Origin of the sequence: Anaerobiospirillum thomasii (genome assembly GCF_900445255.1) — a bacterium.
GTDB lineage: Bacteria > Pseudomonadota > Gammaproteobacteria > Enterobacterales > Succinivibrionaceae > Anaerobiospirillum_A > Anaerobiospirillum_A thomasii.
Genome location: NZ_UAPU01000007.1, coordinates 1,063,568 through 1,076,405, shown reverse-complemented (window position 1 = coordinate 1,076,405; position 12,838 = coordinate 1,063,568). Strand labels below are relative to the sequence as shown.

General features: G+C 39.0%; 12 protein-coding genes and 2 tRNA genes. 10 read left to right on the top strand and 4 right to left on the bottom strand.

The window, feature by feature from the left end:
* Positions 1–131 precede the first annotated feature (131 nt).
* The 3 genes from DRZ93_RS11980 (at position 132) to DRZ93_RS11970 (ending at position 1,752) form a co-directional block, all read left to right on the top strand.
* The gene (locus tag DRZ93_RS11980) at positions 132–539 is read left to right on the top strand and encodes a DUF4878 domain-containing protein (RefSeq protein WP_113743421.1); all 408 of its coding nucleotides are present in this window, start codon (positions 132–134) and stop codon (positions 537–539) included.
* Positions 540–546: 7 nt separating this feature from the next.
* Complete coding sequence (locus DRZ93_RS11975; RefSeq protein WP_113746674.1) at positions 547–1,155, top strand: YiiX/YebB-like N1pC/P60 family cysteine hydrolase; 609 nt, start codon at positions 547–549, stop codon at positions 1,153–1,155.
* 183 nt (positions 1,156–1,338) lie between these two features.
* Positions 1,339–1,752, top strand: a complete 414-nt coding sequence (locus tag DRZ93_RS11970) for a YgiW/YdeI family stress tolerance OB fold protein (protein WP_113746673.1) — start codon at positions 1,339–1,341, stop codon at positions 1,750–1,752.
* 102 nt (positions 1,753–1,854) lie between these two features.
* Here DRZ93_RS11970 and DRZ93_RS11965 read toward each other — a convergent pair whose 3' ends face one another.
* The 3 genes from DRZ93_RS11965 to DRZ93_RS11955 are packed head-to-tail and all read right to left on the bottom strand — an operon-like array spanning position 1,855 to position 6,572.
* Positions 1,855–3,882 (bottom strand): UvrD-helicase domain-containing protein, encoded by a 2,028-nt coding sequence (locus tag DRZ93_RS11965; protein WP_113746672.1) that lies wholly within the window; start codon positions 3,880–3,882, stop codon positions 1,855–1,857.
* A gap of 2 nt (positions 3,883–3,884) precedes the next feature.
* Positions 3,885–5,831 carry a toprim domain-containing protein gene (locus DRZ93_RS11960; protein WP_113746671.1) on the bottom strand — a complete coding sequence of 649 codons (1,947 nt, stop codon included), beginning with the start codon at positions 5,829–5,831 and terminating at the stop codon, positions 3,885–3,887.
* Complete coding sequence (locus DRZ93_RS11955) at positions 5,832–6,572, bottom strand: tRNA threonylcarbamoyladenosine dehydratase (RefSeq protein ID WP_113746670.1); 741 nt, start codon at positions 6,570–6,572, stop codon at positions 5,832–5,834.
* 83 nt (positions 6,573–6,655) lie between these two features.
* On the opposite strand from DRZ93_RS11955, the gene DRZ93_RS11950 reads away from it, so the two are divergent.
* Positions 6,656–6,732: transfer RNA gene (locus DRZ93_RS11950), tRNA-Arg, on the top strand.
* Between the two features lie 16 nt (positions 6,733–6,748).
* Positions 6,749–6,833 (top strand) — tRNA-Leu (locus DRZ93_RS11945).
* A gap of 186 nt (positions 6,834–7,019) precedes the next feature.
* Here the strand turns inward: DRZ93_RS11945 and DRZ93_RS11940 are convergent.
* Complete coding sequence (locus DRZ93_RS11940) at positions 7,020–7,403, bottom strand: hypothetical protein (protein WP_113746669.1); 384 nt, start codon at positions 7,401–7,403, stop codon at positions 7,020–7,022.
* A gap of 448 nt (positions 7,404–7,851) precedes the next feature.
* Between DRZ93_RS11940 and DRZ93_RS11935 the strand changes: the two genes are divergently transcribed.
* From DRZ93_RS11935 to DRZ93_RS11915, 5 genes are all read left to right on the top strand, one after another.
* Positions 7,852–8,472, top strand: coding sequence for a hypothetical protein (locus DRZ93_RS11935; protein WP_113745870.1), 621 nt, complete (start codon positions 7,852–7,854; stop codon positions 8,470–8,472).
* Between the two features lie 74 nt (positions 8,473–8,546).
* The gene (locus tag DRZ93_RS11930; protein WP_113746020.1) at positions 8,547–10,280 is read left to right on the top strand and encodes a Mu transposase domain-containing protein; all 1,734 of its coding nucleotides are present in this window, start codon (positions 8,547–8,549) and stop codon (positions 10,278–10,280) included.
* The gene (locus DRZ93_RS11925) at positions 10,280–11,035 is read left to right on the top strand and encodes an ATP-binding protein (protein ID WP_113745864.1); all 756 of its coding nucleotides are present in this window, start codon (positions 10,280–10,282) and stop codon (positions 11,033–11,035) included. The genes DRZ93_RS11930 and DRZ93_RS11925 overlap by 1 nt, the downstream gene beginning before the upstream one ends.
* Positions 11,036–11,044: 9 nt before the next feature.
* The gene (locus DRZ93_RS11920) at positions 11,045–11,293 is read left to right on the top strand and encodes a hypothetical protein (protein ID WP_113745863.1); all 249 of its coding nucleotides are present in this window, start codon (positions 11,045–11,047) and stop codon (positions 11,291–11,293) included.
* An 814-nt stretch (positions 11,294–12,107) separates the two neighbouring features.
* Entirely contained in the window at positions 12,108–12,680 is a 573-nt protein-coding gene (locus DRZ93_RS11915; RefSeq protein WP_146741083.1) for a hypothetical protein, read from the top strand.
* Positions 12,681–12,838: the final 158 nt, after the last annotated feature.

Below are 12,838 nucleotides of genomic sequence, written 5' to 3'. Positions count from 1 at the left end.
AGCTCAAAGAGGCTCTATGGTAAATAGGGCCTTTTTCATAACTTTACAAAATACTTGTCTGATACGATAGAAATTCTAAAGGTGATAACTTTATAATTAGCTTTAACAAAAAAATATCAGGAGATATAAGCATGAAGTCTTTAAAAAAATACTTATTACTGGCATTTACAGCATGTGTCCTGTTTATGGTCAGTGCCTGCGGTGGTAGCAAGCCTGGCGATGTGGCTGTTGAATTTACACAGGCTATGATAGATGGCAATGCCGACAAATGTTTTTCTTATCTATACCTAGATGAAATGGAAGCTGCGCAAAAGGACTTTGCCAAGGGTAAGATCAATGTCATGGTCAAGGGCACCAGCGAACAGATCAAAGCCAGAGGCGGTGTCAAGAGTGTAAAACTTGTTGATGTTACAGATGATAAGACCGATGAAAAACGCAAGAGTGCCAGAGTTGAACTCACTTTAAATGACGGTGAAAGCAAAGTTGATAGCTTCAATCTTATCAAAGATAAAAAGGGTGAGTGGAAGATCCTCCTGTAATTGATACATGTCTTTTAAATTAAAAAGTCTGCTTATTACACTATGTATAATCAGCCTGCTGTCTGTAGCAGGCTTTGTTTATTCTAAATATGGCAATGATCTGACTTGTAGTAAAAAGTCATTTGATAACCTGCCACAGCTACAGGTTGGTGATGTGCTATTGCGTATGGGCACAGGCGTTGACAGTTATGTTATTGTCACAGCCACAGATTCAACATACTCGCATGTGGCCATGGTAGCCTCTGTAAATCCCATTAAAGTCATACATGCAACTACAGATGATGTGGATGAGAGTAAAAACATGGTAATAGAGCAAAGCCTTGAGGATTTTTTAGATAATGCTAGATCTCTTGGAGTTATGCGCTACCCATTAGATGAAAAAGATAGAAGCAAGATTGCTGCCTATCTACAAAAAAAGCTTGGCATTGCATTTGTTTTAAATGGAGCTGAGGGGGATTTTTACTGCTCAACTTTAGTCTATGAGGCACTCTCACAGGTACAGGATATGACAATGTTCAAGACTGTATTTGTAGATTCAGCCTTTTTAGAGGGCTATTTTTTACTGCCAGATGCCTTTTTCCATGATAAAAGAGCCCATTTGATCTACGCCCAATAATTATATTTAAAAATTTTTTATAGGGGCATAAAATAAAAAACCATGTTTTTCAATATGTTAGAGAGAAAGCTATCTGACCTGTATTGAAATTTAATAGAAATTTAACATACCTAAGTTAAATCAAAGTCTTTATTTCTATACTAGAACCATAGAGTTAATCAACAAATTATAAGGGTATATATTATGAAAAAAATTGCTTTATCTATTCTTGCCGCTTCAGCTATTGCAGGTGCTACTATTAGCGGTGTTGCTATGGCCACCCCTCAGGGCTTTAACAACTCAGGCGCTGTGAACTCAACTGCTCCACAGGGTTTTGCAAACAATGCTCCAAATACTGTAGATGCCGTACTTAGAAATGGTTATGATGATCAGATTGTAACCATAAGAGGCAGACTTACAAATTATCTGGGTCATGACAATTATGAGTTTACAGATGTAAATGGTGACAGAATTGAGGTAGAGCTTGATGATGATCAGAGCTGGTCTCACATTAGCAAGGATATGCTTATTGATATCACAGGTGAGATAGATAAGGATCTTTTATCAACTACAATTGATGTAAAACAGGCTGTAGTTGTAAATCAGGCAGCAAAATAAGCAGATTATTTTTTCAAGACCTATATTAAAGAGAGCGCAAGCTCTCTTTTTTTTGGCCTAGATAAATAAAGGTGGGGGCACAGATCTTAATAAGCCGCCTTATTATTTGACTAAAAGATTTTTAAGCGAGCTTACAGCAAAATCTATACTTTCCTCAAAGTACTCATCATCTATTGAGTCTTTGTTGGTGAAATCAAAGTGCTGCAGATCTTTTTGAGGCATTTCCCTTAAAAAACGGCTTGGCATGGTCACAGAGGTATTGCCGCCTCGGCGTCTGCTGATGCAGTAGGAAATGGTAAGTCTCTGTTTGGCTCTGGTAATACCGACATAGGCCAGACGTCTCTCCTCTTCAATGCCATGCACATCATCTATGCTGTTTTTGTGCGGCAGTATTTTCTCCTCCACACCAAGCAGGTAGACATAAGGAAACTCAAGACCTTTGGAGGCATGAATAGTCATAAGCTGAATGGCATCAATATCCTCATCGTCATTTTTTTTGTCCATCATTTCCTTAAGCCCTAGTCTGTCAACAGCCTGGGCAAAGCGCATTGGACTTTCTCCTTTTTTACCTGTTACTAGATCCTCAATCCACTCAAGCAAGGTGCTGACATTGCGCAGCTTGTACTCAACGGCACTTTGTGAGGCTACATTGGCTTTAAGATAGCTTGAATAACCGATAATTTCAGTAAGATTTCTGGCAATAGCCACATCCTCTTTATTGATATGCATGCTACGTAGCTGTGTCAGGATAGAGAGGAACTTGCCTAGTGACTCTAGCTGTTGCACATTGAGAATATTCATAATCTCAGGATCGAGCATGGCCTGAAAGAGAGAATAGTTATTTAGCTTTGCAAGCTCTGATAGTTTGGATATGGTATCGGCACCTATACCGCGGCGCGGTACATTGATAACGCGCAGTATGGCAGCATCATCACGAGGATTGGCCACAATACGGCAGTAGGCCATAATATCCTTGACCTCGACCTGATCAAAAAAGGAACTGCCTCCTGTGATAACGCATGGCAGTTTGGCCTCTCTTAGCGTTTTTTCTATAAGTCTTGCCTGAGAGTTGGAACGATAGAGAATAGCATAGTCAGATAATGGCGGATTATTGTGCTCACAGCGATGACGCAGCAGATCGGCTGTAATATAGTCAGCCTCATCCTCTTCGCTTTTGAGTTTAAAAACGCGAATTTTATCGCCACCAGGTATATTGGAAAACAGCGTCTTGGTAAAAACGTGCGGATTATTGGCAATAATGGTATTGGCCACATGCAGAATGAGTGAGGTGGAGCGATAGTTCTGCTCAAGCTTTATAACCTTTAGGGCAGGATAATCCTCAGATAACGTTTTAATATTTTCAGGCTTGGCTCCGCGCCATGAGTATATGGACTGATCATCATCTCCTACCACAGTAAATCTGTTGTAGATTGAGGTTAACATGCGCAAAAGCTGGTACTGAGTTTCATTGGTGTCCTGATACTCATCTACAAGTATATATTTAAAACGTGAGGCCCACTTGATGCGGCTGTCTTCATTTTCTTTGAAAAGACGTGTTGGCTTGAAAATAAGATCTTCAAAATCCACTGCATTGCAGGCTAGAAGATAATCTGTATACGATCTGTAGACTGCTTTTAGATCGCGGCTTGAGGTTACATCATCAGGTCCTAGCAGATTACCTTTTAAGGATGAGATATCAGCAGCCACATTTTCAATGCACTCACGCGGATTGACTGCGCTTTTTAAAATATGGGCATATTGATCATTTAAAATATCTCTTATGATTTTTAACTGATCGTATTCATCAAAGAGAGTGAAGTTATGGTGCAGGCCAAAATGTATATGTTCCTCGCGTATGATATCAAGCCCAAGAGAGTGAAAGGTGGATATGGATATATCCTTTGAACGCTCTTTACTAAGATCCAAAGCCACACGCTCACGCATTTCTCTTGCTGCCTTGTTGGTAAAGGTTACAGCCAGAATTTCACGTGGCAGAATATTCATCTTCTCAATCAGATGAACAATTTTAGTAGTGATGACGCGGGTTTTACCGGAGCCTGCTCCTGCCAATACAAGACAGGGGCCGTCAGTATATCTGACGGCCTGATCTTGTGCCTGATTGAGCTGCATTATCAGGCTCCGCTGTAGCGGGTAAATTCTATAGAGCGTCCCTGAAGGTCACGGCTTCTAAAGAGCAGTTCATAGCCATTGCTTGAGATTGTAACATCAAGATTCTGCAGAGCATTGGCATTGGCAAGACTTAAATAATCATGCGGCAGCATGGCAATGATGGATATCTCGCTTTGAGAACCCAGATGACCTAAAGATGGCAGGATCTTGGCTACCTCATCACGGCTGTAGCAGGTTAAATCAGTTACCAGGGTAAATTCTGTAATGCTCTGAATCTTGCAGGCTGTTACAGCATGTTTTAGTGACTGAATAAGCTCCTCAGGCTTATCTATCTCTATAAAGCTTGCATTATGCCAGGTGCTGTACTGCATCTGACCCATCTCATTTTGTTCAACTCTAAAGAGATTGCATAACAGCTGCCACTGATTGAAATTACCGGCATAGATGATTCTTGCCATCTTGTTTTCAATGATGGAGCAGATGGTATTTCTAAGAGCTACTGCCTCACCTGTCATGGAATATAACATAGGTGAGAGTGACAGACGTGACAGACTGTCATTGTCATATATAAGTCTTAAATTGCCATTTGGCGGTATAACGCCCTGCAGTGTGAAGGATAAGATCTCCTCAATGTGCTCAAGCCTGTAGAGCAGATTCTGTCTGTCCTTGATTAAGGCCTCATTAGGATCCTTATATGGGAATGAGATATTTACGCGCTTGAAGGCCACATGCATCTGCATAAAGGCAGAGGCTATGGTTTTGGCGCACTGATCTCCTGCCTCATCGTTATCAAGGGCAATATAGAAAATGCGGTTGGCTATATTATGCTCCTGCACATAATCAATTAGAGGCTGTGTGTTGCTGGCACCACCTAGGGCAATGGCAGGAAAGCCTAAAGTCTCTAATGACAGGGCATCAAACTCGCCTTCTGTTATGAAAATGGCGCCTTCACGGTCAAGAGCCTTGATATTGAATATACCCTGATGCCCCTTCTTTCTGATTCTGTCTTTGGCGTTAGGATCAGTATTGCGGGCCATATATGAAAACTCGCCATTTGGGATAATGGCGGCACGCCATATATAGCTTTCATGGGAAATACTGTCAGGACCCACCTCAAAGCGCATATCATAGCCAAGATTAAAGCGATCTATAACATTCTGTGAAATGCCGCGCATCTTAAAGTAGTCAGTGGCATCAACATTTCTGTGGCACTGTTCAATATACTCTTTATAACTTACGCGTGTTTCCTGTGGAAAGCTGTTGAAGTTATGGGCATTAAACTGAGGCTGATTAAAGTTGCCGCCTTGATTTAAAGGAACAGCACCTACAGTTCTTTTGCCAAATACAGCATTGCCAATCTGAGGACCGTCAGCATTTGAATTGCCAGGCATAAAGTTGTCTTCATTGGCAACTTTAAAACCATGCATGTCATTAAAAGGAACTGTCTGAGAGAAGCCCTCACCGTTTTGCGGTTTATTTAAAGGAGGAAAGTTGACCTTGTCTGATGCCAGCATTCTTGCATCAATATTAGGATCATTGGCCAGAGCATGAAAGTTTACAGGGGAGGCTGTAAATGCAGGAGGATTTTCTCTGATAATGGTATTGTCTCTTTTGACACCAAAGGTGGCAGTAGAGGTCTGAATCTCAGAGCTGTCAGGAGTACTTCTAAAATCAATATTGTACATCTGCTTTAATTTATTGTACTGATCCAAAAATGAGTGCAGACTGTAGTCAATACCTACAAGCTTGAAAATATCATAGGTGGCATTACAGGAAAAACAATGTACTGTCTCATTGTTTCTGTTATATCCCATGCTAGGATTAACATCTCTGTGCTCAGGATTTAGACATCTGAAATTCTTGTCAATATTGATGCCTTTTGATTTTAAATACTCAGGAAGCTTGGCCTTTAATATATTCTTATTGCGCTCAAAATCATTATCAAGCATTTAAGCCTCCTCTACAATTTTCTTTAACATATATGATGCGAGCAATAGTCCTGCAGAAGCTGTCACGGCCATGGATGCACCGAAAACAGGTAGTCCTTCATTAAGTTGTAATATTTTAGCGCTATATGTAGGTTTTTCATCAGAATAGGTGCAAAAAACTCCCATCTTTTTTCCATTTTTAGGAAAATTGTACTTGCGGCGCAGCTCTGTACGCAGTCTTGCAATAAGAGCATCACCTTTAGCCTCGGCAATATCAGCTATTTTAAGACGTGAAGGATCAATACGGCCGCCAGCTCCTCCGGCACTTATAAATATACGGCCACTGTGCTTTAAAAAGTTAACCACACAGGCTTTTGCAGCAATATCATCAATAGCCTCACACACAAAATGAGGGGCATTTTGCAAAGTTGCCTCTACATTGTCTGCTGTAAGATAGGTATCTATAGTATCAACCTCAAGATTAGGATTTATCTCTTTTAATCTTGCTGCCAGAGTTTTAGCCTTGTTCTGTCCTAAAGTCTTTGAGGTGGTATGTAGCTGTCGATTTGAATTGCCAATTTCAATAACATCAGGATCAATAAGAGTAAGTCTGCCTACACCTGAGCGGCATAAAGCCTCGGTAAGCCATGAGCCAATGCCACCTACACCAATGACAAGCACGTGGGCCTTTTGCAGTTTATCAAAACCATCTAAACCATAAAGGGCACGAATGCCCCTAAAACGAACATTATTTTCAGTCATTTTGCCGTACTAGTAAAAAAATTGAAGAAATTTGTTTACATTATAAAAATTATTGCTATAATCTGCAAAGTAAAAACGAGACGGATCCCGTAGCTCAGTTGGATAGAGTTCCAGCCTCCGACGCTGTAGGTCATGAGTTCGACTCTCATCGGGATCGCCAGTTTCTAAAACACAATGCGAGAGTGGCGGAATTGGTAGACGCGCTAGCTTCAGGTGTTAGTGCCGCAAGGTGTGAGGGTTCGAGTCCCTCCTTTCGCACCATTTAAAACTTGTAAGATACAAGTCCTTCCTTATTAAGCAATCAATAAGCTTTAAACATGCACCCATGACATGGGCGCACATAGTTATTGTCTTTCCCTAAGATCGCACACCAAACATACCGAGAATCAATCTTAATTTCATGACCAGAAGCCGGCCGCCGGACGCGACCAGATCTTCTTTTTTTATCTATCGTTTAAAGCTAAAACCCTCTTCTTTGGCATATGCTGCACGTGTCAGCGTATCTAATGGCTCAATGCCAAATGAGCGTATTAGCTCAGACTGCCTTTTTAATATTCCGCCAGAGAATATTATAGATCCATTTTCTTTATCAATAGTGGCCTCTATAGCCTCCAGAGAGCGCAGTGTGCCTCTAAATGAGTTATGACAAAGCTTTACAGGAGGCAGATTGTTTTTAATCTGCTCTTTATTAAAGACTTTATTAGCCTCGAGCATTTGTCTTTGCACCTCTGATGCAAGAGACAGTATGAATACTTTGGCATTTACTGTCTTATCGGTGGAGGCATTGAGTGTAGAGCCTCCAAGCTCGCCTTTAATGATACTATAGCCCACCTCTACATTATTTCTCTGCGCATATATTGAAATTTCCGGGTTTCAATCTCGGTTGATCTTATTAATAACCAACACCAAATCCTATATATATCAATCAATGAATCTGATCTTTAATCTTTAAATCTTGGTTTTAACTATAGATCCGGGACGTTTTATATCATTCCTAAATTTGCTCTTGAATTCCTAATCTTCTCGCCTGATCCTGATCTTGTAATCGCAGTTCTGCCTTTTGCACATATCTTATGTTATGCAAACCTTTATTCTTAAGCATATACATCAGATCTTATTGCATTATTTTAATGCACTCGTCTACAACGCAGCTCTTTTTATGGCTACTTTATGTAAACTATTGAACATTGTTAGAATCAACTAAAAAGTTGTTTTGCTAGGATATTAGAAGGAGAGGTGAGCTCACTTCCGCCAAGAATAAAGAGCTCACACTACTTGAATGTTTATTTTAACACAAAATTTATTTTCTAATATTGATGAGCTCAATGAAGCCATCAATAATGGCCTTTCAAAGCCTATAAGATTGCTTTTACATAAAGATGCTTTTCAATATTTAATCTGTCCACTCTGTAATAAGAAACTCAAATTTAAAGCTTATATTAGCAAGGCCAAACGCCTGATCTATGGAGTGAAAATTACAGTGCTTATTCCTCAGATGTTTTGCGAAAACAAAGATTGTAATTGTGGTGCTTGCAAGAAGCATAAGGTGTCACGTTACCATCTTGTACAGCCAGATATTTTTGAGCCTGGCCAAAGTCATTTAAAACAAGTTATTGAAGACTATATAGCAGCAGAATCAGAAAATGTACAAAATAAAGATTTAGAAGCTCGCTGCGGTGATCTCAGTCTATTTAAACAAGAATGTAAGAAAGTATTAAAGCTGATACAAAGATGGAAATATCATATAAAACAGTTTAACTCTCTCAAGCATAGAGTATTTAAATTTTTTGATATTACGGTTTCATGCCTGACGGCCCCTAGGTTCTGCCTGTTGCTCCATAATAGTGAAAATATACAAAATGCCATACTTATGCGCTTTCGTACAGCAAATAACGACTAATTTTTAAAAGTCCTTAAAATACCCTTTGTTGAAGACAAACATGGGGTTTGTCATATTTTTTTAAGGAACTTTTAATGACAAAAAGACAGCATTTGAGCGCAGACAAGCTCAAAGACATAGCCAAGCTTATTCTTGGAGGGCTGAATAATACCCAGATTGGAGCTAGAGTTGGTGTCTCCCGTTTTACTGTATCGCACATAAAAGAGAGGCTGTTTAAAGCAGACATCTGCTCCCGATACTCTCTTGAGCTTCTTAGTAATCAGCAACTTGTAGATATATGCTATCTGGCATCAGGTACAGATAATGGTACTCAGGAGGAGCATGTCTCCCGCTCAGAGTTTATGCCAGATTTTTTGGAGATGGCTGTAGACCGCCTGGAAAGGCATATGAGCAAGCAATTTTATTATTTTAATTACATGGAAAACTGTATTGCCAATAAATGGCACTACTTATCTCGCAGTCAGTTTTATCATTATTTAAAAAAGGCAGAAGATGAGCTTTTTGCAAAAACGGCTGATCCAGTATTTATCATGGACAAGACATATGGACTAAGCTGCGAAATTGATTTTGCCGGAAAAAAGTGTGCTCTGACACTTCCTGGAGGCGTTAAGACAGATTTTAATGTATTTGTAATTGTGTGGTCTGCCAGTTGTTACGTTTTTGCAAGATTCGTAGAAAGACAGACCACAGAGGCTACATGCATAGCTATAAGCGCTGCATTTAAGCACTTTAACTGTCTACCCCAGGAAATAATACCTGACAATGCCAAAGCATGGGTAGAAGATCACTCTATTATATCAGAGCCTATCATAAATAAATCATTTGAAGACTTTATGTCGCGTTTTGATGTATTTGTACATCCAACATCACCACGTGCGCCAACTCATAAATCCAGGGTTGAATACGCTGTAAGGTTAATAACTGAACGTGTTATCAACAATTATGACAGTGACACACCAAGATCACTGGAGGAACATAACCACCTATTACAGGATCTGATTGAAAAGCGTATTAATCAGGCCCAGCTGCGTGGAGATTTAGAGCAAAACAGAGCCTATCTGTTTGAGCATTGTGAAAAACCTAAAGCCCGCGCCATGATCTCTACCATACCTCAATTTGCCCATATCTATATCCTCAAAGTGCCTCGTAACTACCATATAACATTTGGTACAAATAAATATTCTGTCCCATATACCTATATAGGTCAGGTGGTAACAGTCAGAGTGTATGAAAATATATTAACAATATCATGCGATGATCGCCTTATTGCCACGCATCCTATTAATTTTGCACAAAATAACAGCGTCAATACGATTAGAGCACATATGCCTGAGAACCACAAGGCCGTTCAAGATGAAAGGAAGTATTTAAAGATTGAACAGGCGCTGGATGAAGCTTTTAATCTCAGTAAAAATCTGCACTCATACTGTTCATGGAAAAATAAGCAAAAAAACGGACATGCCCTCAAAGCATGTGTTGCGGCCATTAATTTCTATAAAGGATCTGCCAACACAGAGCTTGCTGATAAGACATTCATGAAAATAATGCAGATGGAACCAGCTGTTAGAAACATAACAAATTTAGTCCAAATTTATAAGCAGATGGTATCAGAGTCTTTAAAACCGCGTGAGGATGATATTGCCGATATAGCCTGTACTGCAGAAGATCCCGTCATCAATGAGCCCAGATCTGACAAAGCCAGTGAGCAAGGTAATTTAACATTTAGTGTTGATGACGATGGTGTTCTGCGCAACTCTAGAGATGTGGCTATGGCCAGAAAATTGGGTAAAGCACAGGAGAATAAATAATGTCAAATGAACAAACTTACACTCTAACTGAAGATGAAAGCCGTATAATAAAAGCTTTTAAAGACATTCGTTTAAAAGGCCTTGCTCTGGCCTTTCATCGCCAGTTTACAACGCCAGACATATTTAGCGGTTTGACATTTAATGAAAGACTGCTGATGGCGCTTCAAGAGCATATTGATTATGCTAATGAGGTTAAAGGTCAGACGCTGTTAAAGCGCAGTAAACTCAGAGGAAATCAAGATTTAGATTTTATTTTAAGGAGTGAAAAGAGAGGGCTTAGTAATACAACTATGGCAGAGCTTGCCTCGCTGAGTTTTGTAGTTAAAAAACAAAATGTCATAGTACGAGGAGCATCTGGAACAGGTAAGACAGAGCTCATATGCAATATCGGTAGAAGAGCTTGCCTCAGAGGCATGAGTGTACAATATACAATAGCCAATGATCTCCTAGAGCAATTCTCTATATTTAACGTAGAGCAAAGACTTAAATTCAGAGAAAAGCTTAAAAAGGTGCACCTGCTGATAATAGATGATTTATTTTTGACCGACTTTTATGAAGCCAGGTATGCTAAATATCTTAATGATATTTTAAATGATCGTATTAATACTGCGTCTACACTGATAGCAACACAGCTTACATCTGTAGGTATGGCTAAAAGGTTTGTAAATATTGATGCAGCCATAACAGATGCTGTAACTAGGCGCATTAATCAGTGTGTACAGGATATTACACTTCTGCCATATGACTTTGTCTAGGAGCTTGTCGTGTATAAGTTAAAAATATTAGGCCGTCTTGCATTTAATAATGACAGTAACTGTCTTTATATTGATGACTATGAAATAAATATAGGAGATACCATCTATCTGAAAAAAAAGGATAGACATGGCAAATCAAAATGGATCTCCCATATGGTCGATTTTAATTTAAACAGCCATGAATGGTTTCTAGGAGGTAAACCAATGAGGCCGCAACTTCATCTTGGCAGAGTTGTTAAAATCGATATCATTTTATAACACAAAAACCCTGGCCTAGTGTCAGGGTTTTATCTCTGGATATTCTATTTAATGCTGATCGTCAATTTCTACCAACAGAGATCGGGTAACTTTCTTTAATCAATGCCTTTTTAAATTTTTATCAATACCCCCAAAAATTTTTCAATATACCCCTTCTTTAAATTTTTTTAATGGTCCACTGTGAAATGTCATTTTTAATCCTATTTACATGTTAGAGCTCTAAAAGAAAAGATATAACTCTATTTTTTCAGCACAACCTGCTGCCCCTGCCTATTGAATGATTAGCGTAGCTAACCCGAAGGGCTTGTCATTCAATAGGCAGGGGCAGCAGGATCGCAAATTAAACTCATATAGACAGCATGGAACATGCTGTCGTCGCGGCTTTAGATACTTAAACACAGCAAAAAGATTTGCAATGCCCGCAATATCTATAAGATCCGGAAGCATTCCACAATATCCAGTTAAAAAAATCCTTAGGAAAATTCTTGATGATTAGAAGTTTGAAGTAGTATATTTCGCAATCAATCGTGCTTACAGACACTGTAGGATTTAATATTTTATTTTTACTCAAAGGAACTGTGGTTATCGTCGGTTGGAAGTCATGATAACCACAGTCTGACATATTGTCATGCATAGTCTATCACATAATCTATTTGATTATATATGTGATCAGGACGGACGTGTCCTTGTCACACTACAAGCCCCATATAAAAAGGAGCTTGAGGCAAAGTACTCACAAAAGTATCCTGGATGTCTTATTTATTATGAAAAGAAAATAAGGCACACAAAGCTTTGGCGAAACCAAACATTGCTGTTGAAGCTTGAAAATATCATTGTGGTAGACCACTTAGGCAGGAGACATAAAAGTATTATCCTGCCAGATTTTATTCTGCCATATACCAGATATACGGTACCATTTTTTACAATAATGCTTGCCAACCTGTTTGATAAGAAGATTCAGGACAATCTCATTAAGAGTGACAATCTGGCCATGTACTTTATTGAGTTTATCGAACAGTTAAAGATGCATCCTGAGGCTTTAAATGTAAGAAATTTAGACGATAAACATAAAAATACTATTTACATGCAAATGCGGTACTACCTCAACGGCCGTATTAAGCAAGTCAGGCAGCACATCTATGAATTAAAAGCTAATTTTATATCTCTTGGCAAAAACAATCTGCAATATGCAGAGCATTATCCTGCATTTGTGATAATGGGTATATCTATCAGGTTTATAAGTGACAGATTATTACGAAATCTGTACCAATACATATCAGCAACACTCATAAAAGCGTCTTTCAACCTGTTTTTCCCTACTTTTGTAAATCACTATAAATCCATAAATAAAATACAGGCTCTGCAAGAAGTAATGCAGATGTTTTAAATTTATTTTTATGGGGGTGCTATGCAAAACTCAAATCAAAGAAGCATCTCGCCCGAAAAACTGGATGCAATTGTTACATCTATATTTTCTGGGCGTAGTAGAGCTTTTATCTCTCAAAGTATTGGATGCTCAGTTAATACTGTTAAAAAAATTAGAAA